The sequence below is a fragment of the Streptomyces spongiicola genome (assembly GCF_003122365.1).
Lineage (GTDB): Bacteria > Actinomycetota > Actinomycetes > Streptomycetales > Streptomycetaceae > Streptomyces > Streptomyces spongiicola.
The window spans coordinates 2449497-2466505 of sequence record NZ_CP029254.1 but is presented as its reverse complement, the minus strand read 5'-3'; the positions used below and the strand labels follow the sequence as shown (position 1 = coordinate 2466505).

At 74.1% G+C, this 17009-nt stretch carries 12 protein-coding genes and 2 pseudogenes; 6 read left to right on the top strand and 8 right to left on the bottom strand.

The window, feature by feature from the left end; genetic code table 11:
• Positions 1-4 precede the first annotated feature (4 nt).
• Positions 5-1738 (bottom strand): DUF885 domain-containing protein, encoded by a 1734-nt coding sequence (locus tag DDQ41_RS10640; RefSeq protein ID WP_109294280.1) that lies wholly within the window; start codon positions 1736-1738, stop codon positions 5-7.
• A gap of 4 nt (positions 1739-1742) precedes the next feature.
• Positions 1743-2306, bottom strand: a complete 564-nt coding sequence (locus tag DDQ41_RS10635; protein WP_109294279.1) for an Lrp/AsnC family transcriptional regulator — start codon at positions 2304-2306, stop codon at positions 1743-1745.
• A gap of 60 nt (positions 2307-2366) precedes the next feature.
• On the opposite strand from DDQ41_RS10635, the pseudogene DDQ41_RS10630 reads away from it, so the two are divergent.
• Positions 2367-3578 (top strand): annotated as a pseudogene (locus tag DDQ41_RS10630) (trans-sulfuration enzyme family protein); the annotation flags it as partial.
• On the opposite strand, the gene DDQ41_RS10625 reads toward DDQ41_RS10630, so the two are convergent.
• Both DDQ41_RS10625 and DDQ41_RS10620 read right to left on the bottom strand, forming a co-directional pair.
• On the bottom strand, positions 3505-5040 hold the full coding sequence (locus DDQ41_RS10625) for a GNAT family N-acetyltransferase (protein ID WP_262508422.1): 1536 nt from the start codon (positions 5038-5040) through the stop codon (positions 3505-3507). The pseudogene DDQ41_RS10630 and the gene DDQ41_RS10625 overlap by 74 nt on opposite strands.
• A gap of 1878 nt (positions 5041-6918) precedes the next feature.
• Positions 6919-7749, bottom strand: a complete 831-nt coding sequence (locus DDQ41_RS10620) for an alpha/beta fold hydrolase (RefSeq protein WP_109294277.1) — start codon at positions 7747-7749, stop codon at positions 6919-6921.
• Between the two features lie 250 nt (positions 7750-7999).
• On the opposite strand from DDQ41_RS10620, the gene DDQ41_RS10615 reads away from it, so the two are divergent.
• Both DDQ41_RS10615 and DDQ41_RS10610 read left to right on the top strand, forming a co-directional pair.
• A complete protein-coding gene (locus DDQ41_RS10615; protein ID WP_109294276.1) occupies positions 8000-8881 on the top strand; it encodes an RNA polymerase sigma-70 factor in 882 nt (293 codons plus the stop codon).
• 505 nt (positions 8882-9386) lie between these two features.
• Positions 9387-10184 (top strand): GntR family transcriptional regulator, encoded by a 798-nt coding sequence (locus tag DDQ41_RS10610; protein ID WP_262508421.1) that lies wholly within the window; start codon positions 9387-9389, stop codon positions 10182-10184.
• Between the two features lie 69 nt (positions 10185-10253).
• Here the strand turns inward: DDQ41_RS10610 and DDQ41_RS10605 are convergent.
• Positions 10254-11404, bottom strand: a pseudogene (locus DDQ41_RS10605) (ROK family protein).
• Positions 11405-11737: 333 nt separating this feature from the next.
• On the opposite strand from DDQ41_RS10605, the gene DDQ41_RS10600 reads away from it, so the two are divergent.
• On the top strand, positions 11738-12172 hold the full coding sequence (locus DDQ41_RS10600; RefSeq protein ID WP_109294275.1) for a hypothetical protein: 435 nt from the start codon (positions 11738-11740) through the stop codon (positions 12170-12172).
• Between the two features lie 249 nt (positions 12173-12421).
• On the opposite strand, the gene purB is transcribed toward DDQ41_RS10600, so the two are convergent.
• A complete protein-coding gene (purB, locus tag DDQ41_RS10595; protein ID WP_109297663.1) occupies positions 12422-13855 on the bottom strand; it encodes an adenylosuccinate lyase in 1434 nt (477 codons plus the stop codon).
• 59 nt (positions 13856-13914) lie between these two features.
• Entirely contained in the window at positions 13915-14727 is an 813-nt protein-coding gene (locus tag DDQ41_RS10590) for an SGNH/GDSL hydrolase family protein (RefSeq protein WP_109294274.1), read from the bottom strand.
• A gap of 507 nt (positions 14728-15234) precedes the next feature.
• Between DDQ41_RS10590 and DDQ41_RS10585 the strand changes: the two genes are divergently transcribed.
• A complete protein-coding gene (locus DDQ41_RS10585) occupies positions 15235-15561 on the top strand; it encodes a hypothetical protein (RefSeq protein WP_245990744.1) in 327 nt (108 codons plus the stop codon).
• On the top strand, positions 15558-15929 hold the full coding sequence (locus DDQ41_RS10580) for a fic family toxin-antitoxin system, toxin component (RefSeq protein WP_109294273.1): 372 nt from the start codon (positions 15558-15560) through the stop codon (positions 15927-15929). The genes DDQ41_RS10585 and DDQ41_RS10580 overlap by 4 nt, the downstream gene beginning before the upstream one ends.
• A gap of 300 nt (positions 15930-16229) precedes the next feature.
• Here the strand turns inward: DDQ41_RS10580 and DDQ41_RS10575 are convergent, their stop codons facing one another.
• Positions 16230-16910, bottom strand: coding sequence for a class I SAM-dependent methyltransferase (locus DDQ41_RS10575; protein ID WP_109294272.1), 681 nt, complete (start codon positions 16908-16910; stop codon positions 16230-16232).
• Between the last annotated feature and the right edge of the window lie 99 nt (positions 16911-17009).

The following is a 17009-nucleotide window of genomic DNA, read 5'->3' as shown; positions in this document are numbered from 1 at the left end:
GCCGTCACAGCCTCGACAGCTCGTCCACCAGGTCGTCCAGGCCCAGCGGACCCTGCGACAGTGCCGCCATGTGCCATGCCTTCGCGTCGAAGGCGTCGCCGTGTGCCTCCCGGGCACGCTCCCTTCCCAGCAGCCAGGCCCGTTCTCCCAGCTTGTAGCCGATGGCCTGCGCGGGCATGGACAGATAGCGGGTCAGCTCGCTCTCGACGAAGTCGCCGGGCCGTCCGCTGTGCCGGCCGAAGAACTCCTGTGCCAGCTCCGGTGTCCAGCGCTCGCCGGGGTGGAACGGCGACCCCGCGGGGATCTCCAGTTCCAGATGCATGCCGATGTCGACGATGACCCGGCAGGCGCGCATCATCTGGGCGTCCAGATAGCCCAGCCTGCGCTCGGCGTCCGGCAGGAAGCCGAGTTCGTCCATGAGCCGCTCGGCGTACAGCGCCCAGCCCTCCGCGTTGGCGCTCACCCCGCCGACGGTCGCCTGGTAGCGCGACAGCCGGTCGGCCACGTGGACCCACTGCGCGATCTGCAGATGGTGGCCGGGTACGCCCTCGTGGTACCAGGTGGAGACCAGGTCGTACACGGGGAAGCGGGTCTCGCCCATGGTCGGCAGCCAGGTCCGGCCGGGGCGTGAGAAGTCCTCGGAGGGTCCCGTGTAGTAGGGAGCGGCGGCGCTGCCGGCCGGCGCGATCCGGGACTCCACCACCCTTACCCGGTCGGCGAGTTCGAAGTGGGTGCCGTCCAGGGCGGCGATGGCCTCGTCCATGAGCCCCTGCAGCCACTCGCGCACCTCCTCCACACCCTCGATGTGGGTGCCGTGCACGTCGAGGTGGGCCAGTGCGTCCCAGGGGCCCGCACCCGGAAGGATCTTGTCGGCCTCGGACTCCATCTCGCCGAGCAGCCGGTGGTACTCGGACCAGCCGTACGCGTAGGCCTCGTCGAGGTCGATGTCCGTACCGTTGAAGAAGCGGACCCACCGGGCGTAGCGCTCTCGGCCCACCGTGTCGGGGGCACCCTCGACTCCGGGGGCGTACACCTCGCGCATCCAGTCGCGCAGGGAGCGGAGGGCGGACGTGGCGACCGCCGCGGCGGCGTCGAGTTCGGCGCGGAGTCCGTCCGGGCCGGTGGCGGCGAAGTCCTCGAACCAGCCGCTGCCGTTCGCTCCGTCTGCTCCGTCTGCTCCGTCGGTCCCGTCCGCGCGGCCGGTCCCGCCCGTCCACTGGTCGAGCTGTGCGAGGAAGGCGGCCGTGGCGCGCGGACCGGCGGGGAGCCCGCGCTCCAGCCCGAGGGCCAGCGAGGCGCGGTAGCCGGCGAGGGCGTCCGGCACCGCCCGCATGCGTTCGGCGACCGCCGTCCAGTCCTCCTTGGACGCCGTCGGCATCACGGTGAAGACGTTGCGCACGCTGTGCGCGGGGGACCTCAGGTTGCTGACGATGCGCAGGCCCTCCTCGGCGTCGTGCACGGCGAGTTCGGCGGTGAGCCGTTCCCGCAGCAGACGGCCGCAGCGCCGTTCGGCGTCCGAGTCCGCGCCGGGCAGCTTCTCGGCCTCGTCGAGCCGGACGAGCGTCGCGCGGGCGAGCTCGGCCACGGCCTCCCGGCCGGCCGGGGAGAAGTCGGGGAGGAGGCCCGCGCTCTCCGGGACTCCGAGGTAGGTACCGATGATCGGGTCGAGGGCGACGAGGGCGTCGACATAGGCGTCGGCGACCTGGCGGGGCAGCACGCTGCTCGGTGTCTCTGGCATGCGCTCATCCTGATACGCGCGGGTGGCCGGCGTCATCACCGGCCGGTCTCGCGGGGCTCCGGTCGGCTGACAAATGAGCATGCCCGGTGGCGTCCTGAGCGGGCGGCAGCAGGGGACCGCAGTCCCACTGCTGGAAGATCAGTCGGGTCTCCACACGGGCGACTTCACGCCGTGACGTGAACTCGTCCAGCACCAGCCGCTGCAGGTCCGCCGTGTCGGTCACGGCGACATGCACCAGATAGTCGTCGGGCCCCGTGAGATGGAAGAGCGCACGTGACTCCGGCAGGGCCCGGATCCGTTCGACGAACGGACCGATCAGTTCCCTCCGGTGCGGACGGACCTGAACCATCAGGAGCGCCTCGAGCCCTCTTCCGAGTTTGGCCGGATCCAGTCGCAGCTGGTGCCCGAGGATGACCCCGCTGCGGCGCAGCCGGCTCACCCGGTCCAGGCATGTGGAGGGCGCGACGCCCACTTCGGCGGCCACCTCCCGGTAGGTGGTCCGTGCGTCGTTCTGCAGGACGCGCAGTATGTGAAGATCGACCGGGTCCAGAACGACAGAATCAGCCATGGCCCGAACGTAGCACGGAGTAACCGCCCTACCGTCCGGTAATTGTCCAGAGTGCGCGCCATGGAATTCGCCCCCTCGAACGCCCCCGCACCCACCCGGGCGCTCGCCACCGAAGCCGTGCACGCCGGACGCGAGGACCTCGTGCGGCTCGGCCTGCACGCCGCGCCGATCGACCTGTCCACCACCTACCCCTCCTACGACGTGGAGGGGGAGGCCGCGCGCATCGACGCCTTCGCCTCCACCGGCGGGCGGCTGGACGGTCCGCCCGTCTACGCCCGGCTGGACAACCCGACGACGGCCCGCTTCGAGACCGCGCTGGCCCGGCTCGAGGGTACGGAGGACGCGGTGGCCTTCGCCAGCGGAATGGCCGCCCTGACCGCGGTGCTGCTGGTCCGGGCCTCGATGGGGCTGCGCCATGTGGTGGCGGTCCGGCCGCTGTACGGGTGCAGCGACCACCTGCTGGACGGCGGACTGCTCGGCACCGAGGTGACCTGGACCGACCCGGCGGGCGTCGCCGCGGCGATCCGGCCCGACACCGGGCTCGTGATGGTCGAGAGCCCGGCCAACCCGACGCTGGCCGAGGCCGACATCGCGGCGCTCGCCCACTCCTGCGGCTCGGTCCCGCTGCTCGTCGACAACACCTTCGCCACCCCGGTGCTCCAGCGGCCCGCCGAGCAGGGCGCCCGGCTCGTGCTGCACAGCGCGACCAAGTACCTCGGCGGCCACGGCGACGTGATGGGCGGTGTGGTGGCCTGCGACGAGGAGTTCGCCGCCGCGCTGCGGCAGGTGCGCTTCGCGACCGGAGGAGTGCTGCACCCGATGGCCGGCTACCTGCTGCTGCGGGGGCTGTCAACGCTGCCGGTCCGGGTCCGGGCCGCGTCGGCGACCGCCGCCGACCTCGCCCGCCGGCTCTCCGCCGACCCTCGCGTCGCCCGGGTCCACTATCCGTCGGTCGGCGGCGCGATGGTCTCCTTCGAGGTCTGCGGGGACCCGCGCGACGTGATCGCCGCCGTCCGGCTGATCACGCCCGCCGTCAGCCTCGGCAGCGTCGACACGCTGATCCAGCACCCGGCCTCCATCAGCCACCGGATCGTGGCCGAGGGAGACCGGCGCGCCGCGGGCGTCAGCGACCGGCTGCTGCGGATGTCGGTCGGGCTGGAGGACGTCGAGGACCTCTGGGCCGATCTGTGCGGGGCGCTCAGCGCTCGGCCCGGCCCGGACGGGACCACTCGGGCTCTGGCTCCCGCTCCGGCTCAGGCCCCTGCTCCCGCTCCGGCTCTGGCTCCCGCTCCGGCTCCCGGGTCAGCGAACACGATGCGTCCGGCGGAAGCCCTGAGCGCGCCGGAGCCGGGTCGAGGCGTGCGGTGATCACGAGGGTGCCCTCCTCCACCTGGTAGTCGAGCGGGAGGCCGAGCCCGCGCATGGCGGCGACCATGCCGGTGTTGGACGACCGGGTCACGGCGTACACGTTCTCGCACCCCGCCTCGACGGCCAGTGCCACCAGCCGGCCCAGCAGTCCGGCGCCGATCCCGCGCCGCTGCCACTCGTCCTCGACGAGGAGCGCGACCTCGGTCTCGTCGCCGTCCCACAGCAGATGGCCGAGGGCGACGATCCGGCCGGACACCGTCTCCACGGCGAGGGTGCGGCCGAACCGGGGGCTGAGGAGATGGTTCAGATAGCGGTCCGCGTCGGCGACCGGCCCGTGGTAGCGCATCCCCAGGGTCCGCGCCGAGCAGCGGTCGTGCATCGCGCGGGCGGCGGCGACGTCCCCCTGGTCCGCGCGGCGGACGGTGATCTCGTTTCCCTCCGGCAGCGTCAGCACGTCCTGGGAGCGCGGGACGCGCGGGCCGAGGCGGGCGTCGAGTTCGACCAGGGCGCGGGCCCGGGCGAACTCGGTCGGGGTGAAGGGCGGACACGGGCGCTCGACCGTGATCGTACCGCCGTTCGGGTCGCGCAGCCGGATCACCGTCTCGTCCAGGACGCCTTCCTCGGGGACCTGCTCGACGCCCGGCCGGCCCCCGAGGGTTTCGGCGGGCCGCGAGCGGATGGTGCAGCGGCCCAGCAACTGCCTGAGTGCCAGCGGGAGTTCGGCCGTGTCCAGAGCGGTCCGGGTGGCGAGGCCCAGCAACCTGGTCGGGGTGTCGACCAGATCGTGGGCGTCCGCGCGCTCGATCCAGGTGCCGCTGCCGCCGGCGGACGACACCGCCCGGGTGATCTCCTCGGCCTCGAGGGCGGCGGGTGCCCGCAGCAGGAACTCGTCGACGGTGCCGTCGGCCAGCGGATGCGTCTGGAGCGTCAGGATGTCCACCCGGTGCCGTGCCAGGGCCCCGCACAGGGCGGCGAGGCTGCCCGGCTCGTCCCGGACGGTCGTCCGCATGCGCCACAGCGCGGTCTCACGGGGAGCCGGTCCCCGCGCGCCGGCCGGGCCGCCGGCACCGGACGCGCCGGTGGTCCGGGACGCACCGGTGGTCCCCGAGCCGCCGGTTGTGGCACCGCCGGTGTCGGCGGCCGGAGGTGCGTGGCTGTGGCGGCGTGCCCACCAGGTGTGGAACGCGACCGTGGCGATGAGCGTGACGGCCGAGGCGATCAGCAGACAGGGCCCGTCGGGGCCGTGGGCGATCGTGTTCGCGATGGCGTCGGCGACGGCGACGGCGGTGAACAGTGCGGCCAGTTCGACGAGGTCCCGCCGCCAGTGGTGGCGGCGGGTGCGTGTCGCGGAGTTCACATCGGTCATGGCGCCACTCTGGCCGAGTGGTGTTGCGTGATCACGAACGCTTTGTGACTGATGGGTTAAAGCGGATTCTTGCATGTTATGGCCCGTTTTCTTCCAAGTTTGTCGTTGAAGGATCGCGGCGTTGACGCAAGGCGCCGCTCGGCACCCGGCCCGCTCGGCAGCCGGCCCGCTCGGGCGATGCGCGGGGCGGAGCCGCCCCGCACGGCCGGCTCGTGGAGGCCGGCGGGCCTGCTCGAAGCGAGCCGCCCATGCGCCCTTCCGCGCGGGCGGCGGCCACGCGCCGTTCCACGCGGGCGGCGGCCATGGAGAGTGTCTCCCTCCGTGCCCGCCGACGCTCGCCGCCGGCGGGCGACTTCGCCCCCGGGCATCGAACGCGCCGCCGCGTGAGCACCGGTCGCGGAGGCCGATCGGGCCGTGTCCGCGGGCCGGTTCGGCTCGACCGTACCAAGGGCGACGAGCCCGGCAACGTCGTCTCCCGGCCGACCTGCGCCGAGCGGGCCGGCCGCGGGCCGGTGACCACGAGACCCGCCCGGCGGCCGCCGGCCGCGCGACGGGAGCAGGCGGCTTCCCGCGCCCGGCGGTTCGGGGCGGATCCGCGCCTCATGGTCGTGTCCCGCGTCGTGGTGTAGCCGATCACGGTCCGTCGCCTCCGCTTCGGAGCCGTCCGGTACGTGCCGCTGCGGTCCGTCGTGCGATCACCGCTGGTCCCGGCTCGGCGAGCCCCAACAGGGCCGCCGGCGACGGCGATTCGGGCCGCGACATGCGGATTCCGCCAGCTTGATCGGCTACACCACTCGGCGGGACGCCATCCGCCTCATTGCCGTTCGTCGTACGACGGGCGTCTGCGGGCGTGCTCGCGCCCGGCCGGGGGCGGCCACGGCCGCATCCGCTCGCGGCGCGGCGAGCGCGGGCCCTCCCGCACACGACGCTCTCCGCCCCCGGTGCGGCGGGGCCACCGAGCGGCACGGCCGGGTCGTGTCCCCTCGTGTGGTGTAACGGGATCAAGGTGAAAGTGCAGGTCGTGGTCACAATCGGCCCGTTCGTGATCATCCTTTGCCTGATGGGCGGTCAGGTTCGACGGCCTCTGCCGCGCACCTCATCCGGCTGACCTCGGGCTATATCGCGACCGAGAACGCGGCGGACGGCTCGCGGCCTCCTATTGCTGACACACCGGCAGAAGGGGGTGGGCGCGGCCGCCTCGATCCGCGCCTCGACCAGGGGCTATACGGCGATCGCTGTTACACCACTCGGCGGGACACCATCCACGGCCGGCCCGCGCGAGTGGCCGCGAGGACCGGTGCGCGGGCCGCACGCCGGCACGGGACCACGGGGCTGCCGGAAGGCAGGCACGTCGAGCCGGTCGGTGAGCAGGGACGGCTGGAAGTGCGGCGGCGGGCTCGCGCGGGAGGCGGCCGCGTCCGCCGTACGGGAAGCCGTACGGGGACCGGCCCGGCGGCCCCTCGGACTGGCCCGCCGGCTCGGCCGAGTCCGCGGGGATCCGGGCCCGCGGTTCTGGGCCTGCGGGGTTCCGGGCCCGCGGTTCTGGGCCTGCGGGGTTCTGGGCCTGCGGGGTTCCGGGCCCGCGGTTCTGGGCCTGCGGGGTTCCGGGCCCGCGGGGTTCCGGGCCCGCGGGCGGATCGCGCCCGCGGATGGCGTCCAGCCGGGTGGTGTAGCCGGTCAGCGGATCGGAACTCGCAGGTCACGCCGAGCACTTCGACCGGTTGGGGCGCTCCAGGCGCCTGACTCGGCTGCTTCGTGTACCGCACCCGGCACGGAGACCGCCGCGAGCCGGGTGCCGGACGGCGAGGCGCATGACCGCCGACGCCACCTGGCGGGACGCGACCGAGTCCGCGGCGGACCGCGCCCGCCGCGCGCCGGTCAGCGGCTGCCGTCGAGGATGACGCGGGCGACGAGGGCGGGGTCGTCGTTCATCGGCACATGGCCGCAGCCGGGCAGCCGGACGAGCCGGGCACCGGGGATGGCCTGCTTGGCCCTGACGCCCTGGCGGCGCAGCAGCAGCCGGTCCCGGGCGCCCCACGCGACCGTGACGGGGACATCGGGCACATCGGAGGTGAACAGCACTCCGCGGCCGGCGTCGAGCGTCTCGCGGAAGCCGGTGGCGTCGCGCAGGGCGAGGGTCTCCGCCACGACCGCCTTTGGTGAACGGCGCGCGGGGCGGGCGTAGATGGTGCCGGTCAGCGCCGCCCGTCCGGCGGCGGTACGGGACAGCCTGCCGAGCACCGGCTCGGGCACCAGCCGGGCGCCGCGGCGCATGGCGAGCAGCGTCCCGAACGCGTATCTGCGCTCGGCCTGCGACCAGAAACCCGCGGGCGACAGGGCGGTGACGGACCGTACGAGCCGCTGCCGGCCGAGTTCCAGCGCCAGCAGCCCGCCGAGCGAGTTGCCGGCGACATGCGGCCGCTCGACTCCGAGCGCCTCGCAGAGCGCGCCGAGCACCGGGACGACGGCGGGAAGTCCGTACGACATGCCGTGGGGCAGCGCGGGCGACGAGCCGAACCCGGGCAGGTCGATCGCGATCACCTCGCGCTCCGGTGCCAGCAGCGGGAGGACCGGTTCCCAGGCCTGCCAGTGGTGGCCGATGCCGTGCAGCAGCAGCAGCGGCTCACCCGTGCCGCGGCGCTCGTACGCGACCGGCAGCGTGCGGGGACCGCCGGGGGAGTCGACCGTGAAAGAGACCCTCGAGACCATGCTGCCGCTCCTGACGATGACTTCATACGCCTTGCCGACAATGACTACCCTTCGGTAGCACCGGCGGGCAAGAGGGCCGGGAGCCGCGGTGCCGCCAACGCGCCCGCCGGAAGCGGGCGCTGGGCTGGCCGAACGGCGCGGCTCCGCCGCACCGCCGTCGTCCCGCGGCCTCGCGCCGCGGTGCGGATGTGGCCGGCGACGCACCGGGAGTGTGTGGACATCGGCCCTGGCGGTGGGCTGGGATGGACCTGTGGCAGGCGATACGGCGACCGAGGTCTTCGAGGCCCACCGCTCCGTGCTGGCGGGGGTGGCCTACCGCATGCTCGGCCGTTTCGCCGACGCCGAGGACGTGGTGCAGGACGCGTGGGTCCGGTGGTCCGCCGAGGACCGCTCCGACGTCCGCGAGCCCCGCGGGTATCTCGTGCGCATCACCACCCGGCTCGCCATCGACCGGTTGCGGCAGGCGCGGTCGCGCCGTGAGTCCTACGTGGGGCCCTGGCTCCCCGAGCCCGTCGCGACCCGGTCCGGGCACACCGCCCCCGACTCCGCCGAGCGCGCCGAACTGGCGGAGTCCGTGTCGCTCGCCGTGCTCGTGGTACTGGAGTCCCTCTCCCCCCTGGAGCGCGCGGTCTTCGTGCTGCGTGAGGCCTTCGGCTTCCCGTACGGGGAGATCGCCGCCACCCTCGACCGCAGCGAGGCGGCCGTACGGCAGCTCGCCGGGCGCGCCCGGCGGCACGTCGACGAGCGCAGACCCCGGTACGACGTCGATCCCGCCGTACGCCGCGACCTGACCGAACGGTTTCTGGCCGCGGCGTCCGGCGGTGACCTCGACGGGCTGCTCCGACTGCTCGCCCCCGACGTCCGGCTCGTCGGGGACAGCGGAGGGAAGGCGAAGGCGCCGGTACGCGTCCTGCACTCCGCCGACAAGGTGGGGCGGTTCCTGTGCGCGGTGGCCCGGCAGGCCCTCCCGGACACCGAGTACCGCCTCCTCGACGTCAACGGCGCGCCGGGCCTGCTGGTGGTGGCCGGGGGGAAGCCGGACAGCGTGATCCAGATCGAGGTCAGGGGCGGACGCGTGGCATGCGTGCACATCGTCCGCAACCCCGACAAGCTCACCGCCTTCACGGCATAGCGCTCCAAGACCGCGCGCCCCGCTGCCGCCACCCGCCGTCGCGCCCTCCCGTCGCGGGGCTCGGCCGCCCCGGGCGGTGCGCCCGCCGCCGCGCTCTGCCGCCGTCCCCGCGGCGGCTCTTCATGGCGTCTTCCGCCTTCGAGTCCGGCCCGATCGCGGGCGGCTCCGTGCGCACCCCGCCGCGGGGGCGCGCCGGCCGGGACGTCGGCCGGCGCGGCGACCACCTCACCGCGGCGGGAGCACCCAACGCGGCGTGAACACCGACCGCGGTGGGAGCACCCACCGCCTTCTCCACGCGGTCGACGACGACGGCGGGACCACCTCACCGCGGCGGGAACACCACGTGAGCGCTCCGCGGCATCCGCCGGCCGCCCTGCGAAACGGGCCCGGGATTGGTCTTGACCAAGGGTGGAGGCCGCCCTATGGTCGCAGGGATAGTGCAGGAACCTTTAATAAACAAGGGCGCGTAAATACCGCCGGGGCCACGGTGATCGCGGAGGACAGGGTGGGGACCACGCAGCCGGCGACGGTGCCGGAGCCGAAGTACCGGCACCTGAAGACCGTGATCGGCGAAGCGCTCGACTCCGAGTTCGCGGTCGGCGAGATCCTGCCCAACGAGCGTGAACTCGCCGCCCGTTTCGGCGTGGCACGGGCCACCCTCCGCCAGGCCCTCGACCAACTCGAACTGGAGGGCCGGCTGCAACGCCGCCGCGGCGTCGGCACCACCGTCGCCCCGCCCCGTATGGGCGTGGACGTCTCCACCTCCCCGAACGACTGGCCCGGCGCCGGCGGTGACGCCTGGCAGGCCGCCGACTGCGCCCTCGCGGTCCCGCCCGCGGCCGTCGCGCGCCTGCTGGACACGGAGAGCGACGAGTGCGTGCACATCGTCCGCAGACTCCTCGGGACGCACGGCCGGCCGGTGGCCGCCGAACTCCTCTACGTCCCGGCCCCCTTCGTACCCGACGCCTCCGCGATCGGTCCCCCCTCCGGAGTGACCCGCGCCCGAGCGGTACTGCGTGAACTGCGGCGCCTTCCGCTCGACGGCCAGGACCGCTCCGTCGAACTCGGCTCCGCCCGCGCCGACGACGCCAGGGAACTGGACCGGCTCCCCGGCGCGCCGGTACTCGTCGTCACCACCCGGTACTTCTCGGCGGGCCGCACCGCCGCCGCGTCCGTCGCGACCTACCGGGCCGACACCTGCCGGCTGACCTTCGGCGACGCGGGCGACCTCGTGGACCGGGGCGACCTCGTGGACCGGGGTGACCTCGCGGACCGGGGTGACGGCCGGCGCCGCGCCTCCTGACCGCTCTGCTCCGCCCTGACCGCCCTGCTCCGCCCCGCACCACTCCGCACCCACCCGGCCCGGCGGGGGTCAGCGCCGGGCCGCCGGCTCGACGGCGAACAACTGCTCTCCACGTGGTCGAGCGCCAGCCGCAACGCCCCCGTCGCCACCGCCGCCTCGCCGAGCAGCGACAGCGCCACGCGGGGCGGCCGGAGGCAGTAGCGGGACAGTTCCTCCCGCAGCGGAGGGAGCACCCCGTCGATCCCCGCGGCCCAGCCCCCGACCACCACCAGTTCGGGGTCGAGCGCGAGCACCAGCGCCGCCACATCGTGCACCAGCCGCTGGATGAACCGGTCGACCGCCGCGCGGGCGCGTTCGTCGCCCACCCGCGCCTCGGCGAACACCCCGGCGACCGCCCGCTCGTCCAGCGGGTGCAGCGGCTCGCCGGTCGTCGACAGCAGCGTCTCCGGTGTGGCCTCCCTGCCCAGCAGATGCAGCGCGCCGATCTCGCCGGCGGCGCCGCCGAAGCCGCGGTGCAGCCGCCCGCCGATCAGGGACCCCGCCCCGGGGCTGAGCCCCGCGAGGACGAAGACGAGGTCGTCGGAGTCGGTCCCCGCACCCTTCCAGTGCTCGGCCACGGCCGCCGCGTTGGCGTCGTTCTCCACGAGCACCGGGCACCGGAACGACCGCCTCAGCCGCTCGCCCAGGGCGAGCCCGGTCCAGCCGGGCAGCGCCGTGCCCAGCCGTACCGTGCCGTCCGCCTCGACGATGCCCGGTGTGCCCACCCCGACCGCGCGCAGGCTGCTCCTGGCCACCGAGGTCCTGCGCAGTACGTCGGCGACGACGCCGCGGGTCCGTTCGAGGCGTTCGTCGGCGCAGGCCGCCTCGGAGACCTCTCGCGAGCCGGTCCCGATGATCCGGCCGTCCAGACCGGACAGCAGCACGGCCACCCGGTGCGGCCCGATCTCCACACCCAGCAGATGCCCGGCCTCCGCGCGGAACCGGAACCGGCGGGCCGGCCGCCCCTGCCTGCGGGTCTCTCCCCCGTCGTGCCCCGCCTCCACCGCCAGCCCCGAGGCGACGAGGCCTTCCACGGCACCCTCGACGGTCGGCCGGGACAGACCCGTGATCCGGGCCAGATCGGTGAGTGTCGGGGAGCCGGATCCCCGCAGCGCCTGGAGCACCACCGCGGAATTGATCCGCCGCAGCAGCGACGGGTCGCCTCCGGTCAGGTGCCCCACCGTGTGCCCTCCCCGCTCGTACGCGTGTCTGGCGGATCGTACTCAATGGCGGACGGGCGCTGCGAGCACCCGGAGCCGCCGCCCGGCGATCCCGGGACGGCCGGTTCCGCCGTGAACATCGGGACGCCGCTCCGCCGTCGCCGGCCCCGCCGTGCTCTCCCCGCCGTGCACTCCCGGGCCGGGCCGGGCATCGGGGTCGGGCATCGGGGTCGGGCGGTGCGTCCATCCCGGACCCGGGTGCGGCGAGCACCGACGGTGGCGGGCGCCCCATCGCCCATCGCCAAATGACCTGACAGTCCGTCATATGTCAGTGGGGAAGGGTTTACTGAACGCATGACCAGCGCACGGCATCTGGCGACCATCGAACTGCTGCGCTCCCGGCCGTTCCCCGTGCGGCCGGGCCGGTCGGCGGTGGGCAGCAGCGCTCCGGGCTACCACACGGCCGAGCTGAGCACGAGCGAGGAGTTCTGGGACGACCCATCCCATCTGGAGGCGGTCGGGGAGCAGTTCGCAGCGGAGCGGGAGGCCCTCGCCGCCGTGCTCAGCACACGATGGGGCCCTCCCCAGGTCTTCAGCCTGGGCTCGATGCTCGCCGCCTCCGTCGCGGGGGAGCGCATACCGGAGCCCTGGGCCCTGCTGAGCGCGTCGGTGCCGGACGTCCATCTGTGGCGGGCCGGCGGACGGTGGCTGGTGCTGGGAGTCTCGAAGTGGGCCGCCGAGCTGCCGTACCAGCTGCTGGCCGTCGTCACCGAGGTCGATCCGCCCTGACTCGATCCTCGGACTCCGCGTCCGAACGGGTCCTCGTACCCGATCACTCCTGCTGGTGACCGCCGGCTGAGCCGCAGGACCGGACCCGCCCCCGAGCGCGAAGGGCGGGGAGCGGTCGGGGTGCCTCACCCGACGAGGCGCCCCCGCCGATCCCCTGCGCTCGTCCGGCGGCGTCCTCGGGACGGGGCGGTCGCGGACGGCCCCCGACTCCGCGGCGGTGATGCCGGGCGTACGGGGGCACGGCGCGGGTCAGAGGATGGAGCCCGGTGCGTAGGCGGCGGCCTCCGGATGCCGCTTGACGATCTCCTCGATGCGGGCGACGACCGAGGCGACCTGGCCGCTCGCCGCACCGGTGAAGGACAGCTTGTCCGCCATCAGCGCGTCCAGCCGGGCCCGGTCCAGCGGCACGCGGTCGTCGGCGGCGAGCCTGTCCAGCAGCTCGTTGCGCTCGGCACCCTGCTCGCGCATGGCGAGGGCGGAGGCGACCGCGTTCTCCTTGATGGCCTCGTGGGCGACCTCGCGGCCGACGCCGGCCCGCACGGCGCCCATCAGCACCTTGGTGGTGGCCAGGAACGGCAGATAGCGGTCGAGTTCGCGGGCCACCACCGCGGGGAAGGCGCCGAACTCGTCGAGCACGGTCAGGAAGGTCTCCAGCAGACCGTCGAAGGCGAAGAACGCGTCCGGGAGGGCGACCCGGCGGACGACGGAGCAGGAGACATCGCCCTCGTTCCACTGGTCGCCCGCCAGCTCGCCGGTCATCGAGGCGTAGCCGCGCAGGACGACCATGAGGCCGTTGACACGCTCGCAGGAACGGGTGTTCATCTTGTGCGGCATCGCGGAGGAGCCGACCTGGCCCGGCTTGAAGCCCTCGGTGACGAGTTCGTGCCCCGCCATCAGCCGGATCGTCTTCGCCACCGACGACGGTGCGGCGGCCAGTTGCACCAGCGCCGTGACCACGTCGTAGTCCAGCGACCGCGGGTAGACCTGACCCACGGAGGTGAAGGCATGGGCGAAGCCGAGATGGCCCGCGATGCGCTGCTCCAGCTCCTCCAGCTTCGCCGCGTCCCCGCCGAGGAGGTCCAGCATGTCCTGGGCGGTGCCGACCGGGCCCTTGATGCCGCGCAGCGGGTACCGGGCGAGTAGTTCCTCGACCCTGGCGTAGCCGACCAGCAGCTCGTCCGCCGCCGTCGCGAACCGCTTGCCCAGCGTCGTGGCCTGCGCCGCGACGTTGTGCGAGCGGCCCGCCATCACCAGCTCCGCGTACTCGGCCGACAGCCTGCCGAGCCGGGCCAGCACGGCGACCGCGCGGTCCCGCACCAGCTCGAGCGAGAGCCGGATCTGCAACTGCTCGACGTTCTCGGTCAGGTCGCGGGACGTCATGCCCTTGTGCACGTGCTCGTGGCCGGCGAGGGCGTTGAACTCCTCGATCCGCGCCTTGACGTCGTGCCGGGTGACCTTCTCCCGTGCGGCGATCGACGCCAGGTCGACCTCGTCGAGGACCCGCTCGTAGTCGGCGAGGGCGGCGTCCGGCACCTCGATCCCCAGGTCCTGCTGTGCACGCAGCACCGCCAGCCAGAGCCGGCGCTCCAGCCTCACCTTGTGCTCGGGGGACCACAGCTCGGTGAGCTCCGCGGAGGCGTAGCGGCCGGCCAGGACGTTGGGGATGCGAGGCTTTGCAGTCACGTGCACCGATTCTACTGGCGGTTCACGCAGGCCGGCCCCCCGCCCCGGTTTGTGGCTTGCTACGAGAGCCCCGGCCGGCTGCTTCCGTCCCGAGGGCTTCCGTCCGCGTCCCACTCCAGCAGCTCGGGCCGCTTGGGGCGAAGCCCGTCGCCCGACGAGCGGCCGGTGAGACGGCGGCCGATCCACGGCACCAGGTGCTGCCGGGCGAACCGGACGTCGGCGGTCCGCCGGGCCGTCCAGCCGGGGGGCACCGGCGGGGGCAGCGGCGACCGCCAGTCGTCCTCGGCGGCCAGACCGAGTCCCTGCCAGACGGCTTCCGCGACCCTCCGGTGGCCGTCGGCCGTGAGATGCAGCCGGTCCACGTCCCACATCCGCCGGTCGCCGAGCGCCTCGGCCCCGTACAGGTCGACCACCAGCGCGCCATGCCGGGCGGCCAGACCGTCGATGTGCTCGAACAGCGCCTCCATGCGGGGCCGGAAGCGTTCCATGACCGGGCCCTGCCGTCCCGGGCTGCGCATCAGCACCAGCCGGCGGCAGCTCGGCGCGAGGCGTTCCACGGCCTCCTCGAGCCGGTCGCGTACCCGCCCCAGGTCGCACCTGGGGCGCAGCGCGTCGTTGAGGCCGCCGACCATCGTCACCACGTCCGCCCGCATGGCGGCGGCGAGGCCGACCTGCTCCTCGACGATCTGGCCGATGAGCTTGCCCCGGACCGCCAGGTTCGCGTACCGGAAGCCGGGGGAGCGGGTGGCCAGCCGGGCGGCGAGGAGATCTGCCCAGCCCCGGTACGTACCGTCGGGTAGCAGGTCCGACATGCCCTCCGTGAACGAGTCGCCTACCGCGACAAGACTGGTGTACGAGGCGTTCGTCTCCATGGCGGTGTGATCCTACCGCCCGGTATGTCGTGCCCGGCCGCGGCCCTGGGCGGCCCTGGCCGGCGCTGCGGTGCTGCGGTGCTGCGGTGCTGCGGTGCTCGGGCTGGCTCGCCCGCGAGGTACCGCGAGGTGCCGCGAGGAACTGCGAGGAACCGCGAGGAACCGCGAGGAACCGCGAGGAACCGCGCGGCCCCGAGCCGGCACGGCCGCGGTCTCAGCGGGTCTCCCCGGGCGGGCCCACCAGGATGCCGAGCGCGTCCTCCGGGGCGACCGGGCCCGCCGGCTTCCGGTTCCCGGCGTCCGCCTCTCCCGGGACCGCTCCGGTGCCCTCGCCCTCCGGGCGCACGACCGGCACGCCCTCCGGGCCGCCCCTCCGGCACGCGCTTTCCCGCGACCGCTCCTGCCGTGCGCCCCGGTGCGGGCGGTTCGCCCAGCGCACGGTTCCCTCGCCGGCCCGCCGTACCGCACCTCTTGCCGGTGCTAGCGCCGCACCGCTAGCTTGAGGGGGTGGCCAAGACACAGCTGAACGTGCGGGTGGACGAGAGCACCGCGGCGGCGGCGCGCCGGCGGGCGCAGCAGCGCGGGCTCAGCGTGAACCGCTACATCGAGGAACTCGTCAAGCAGGACGCGGGCGAGGCGGGACGTGCCTTCGTCGAGGCGGCGGCCGACTTCATGAAGCAGTACGAGTCGGTGTTCGCCGAGGAGTTCGGCACCCCGGACCCGGCCGCCGTCCTGAGCCCGCCGGGGGGCGGGGATCCGGGCCCGGGGGGAGACGCCACCGCTGCCGGGCGCCGCTCCCGGCACCGCGGGTCGGTCGCGCAGGGCGAGCGTTGAGCCTGTCGGTCGATCTCGCCTGGCTGCTCATGGTCGCCGAGCGGAAGACGCCCGGCGATCCGCAGGTCACCGACTGGGGTGCGCTGATCGCCGCGGTGAGCCGCCATGAGGCGGAGATCTTCGGAATGGCCGTGTACGACGACCCGTACACCCGCGCGGCGGCCCTGATGCAGATGCTCCTGCACGTTCCCGCCCTGGAGCACTCCAACGCGATGTTCGCGATGGCCGTCGCCTACGGCTATCTCGTCGCGAGCGGACTGCGGGTGGCCGTGTCCGCCGAGAGCGTGCGTGATCTCGCCCGGCTGGTGAAGGACGGCAAGACCGGAGTCCACGGGATCGCACGTGAACTGCGCGGCTGGGTCCAGTAGCCCGGTGGCCCAGTAGCCCAATGGCACGGTGGCACGGTGGCATCCGGCCCGGGACGGATGCCGGTGCGGCGACGGCCGGCGGGGACGTGCCGGCGGGGAGGTGCCGCAGCCGGTCCGGGAACCGGACCGAGTCCGATGGACGGAGTGCGGCCGGCCCGATGGCGCGGGGCCCGGTCCGGTGCCGGACCGGCGGGCGGGACACGGCCGGTCCGGTGCTGGACCCGCTGAACCGGCCAGAGCGGCCGGAGCGGCCGTAGCGGGCAGGCGGAGGCGTGCGCCGACCGGGTCCGGGCGAAGGGCTCAGCGAGCGTCCTCGTGCGGCCGGCGTGCGACTCCCAGCACACAGAAGGAGGTCGGAAGCCGGGGACCCTTCCCGGGCACGCACAGTCTTCGGTACGTACCCGGTTCGAAGCCGGCGGCCTCGATCGCGCCGAGCGGGTCCCGGGCCGTGTGGCAGCCGCCGAAGACGTGTGGCCAGACGGTACGGTCCAGGGCCCGCTGCACCGCGGCCATCGGCCGGCCCGGAGCGGCCCCGTGCTCGAAGAACCGCAGTTCGCCGCCGGGACGCAGTACGCGCTTGATCTCCGACAGCGCGCGCGGCACATCCCGGACGCTGCACAGCACCAGTGAGGCGACCGCCGCGTCGAAAGCCTCGCTCTTCACGGGCAGCGCCTCCGCCGCACCCGGCACGACGTCGACCGGCACCTCCGCGTGCCTCGCGGCCGTCAACGCCAACTGCCGCAGCGTACGATCCGGTTCCAGGGCGACGACCTCGGACACCGCTGCCGGGTAGTGGGTGAAGTTCAGCCCGTTCCCCGCGCCGATCTCGATCACGCGACCCGAGAGGCCGTCCAGCAACTCCCGGCGGTGCGCGACGACACCGCCCCTGGTGTCGGCCGCCACGCTGAACCGGGCGTAGAAGCGGGCGAACAGCGGATGGTGCACGGCGTCCCGGGGGACCTTGGAGCTGCGCGACGGCATGGCCGGCCTCCTCCCGAGCACGAATCGGGCCCGTCCGCCGCGCGTACCGCCCCCGGCGGAGGGACGGCGGACACAGTGATTCTCCCCCGATCGCCCCTA

Coding starts and splice junctions, on each gene's coding strand:
- DDQ41_RS10640 (WP_109294280.1), bottom strand. CDS start 1,738: ATGCCAGAGACACCGAGCAGCGTGCTGCCCCGCCAGGTCGCCGACGCC.
- DDQ41_RS10635 (WP_109294279.1), bottom strand. CDS start 2,306: ATGGCTGATTCTGTCGTTCTGGACCCGGTCGATCTTCACATACTGCGC.
- DDQ41_RS10625 (WP_262508422.1), bottom strand. CDS start 5,040: ATGACCGATGTGAACTCCGCGACACGCACCCGCCGCCACCACTGGCGG.
- DDQ41_RS10620 (WP_109294277.1), bottom strand. CDS start 7,749: ATGGTCTCGAGGGTCTCTTTCACGGTCGACTCCCCCGGCGGTCCCCGC.
- DDQ41_RS10600 (WP_109294275.1), top strand. CDS start 11,738: ATGACCAGCGCACGGCATCTGGCGACCATCGAACTGCTGCGCTCCCGG.
- DDQ41_RS10590 (WP_109294274.1), bottom strand. CDS start 14,727: ATGGAGACGAACGCCTCGTACACCAGTCTTGTCGCGGTAGGCGACTCG.
- DDQ41_RS10575 (WP_109294272.1), bottom strand. CDS start 16,910: ATGCCGTCGCGCAGCTCCAAGGTCCCCCGGGACGCCGTGCACCATCCG.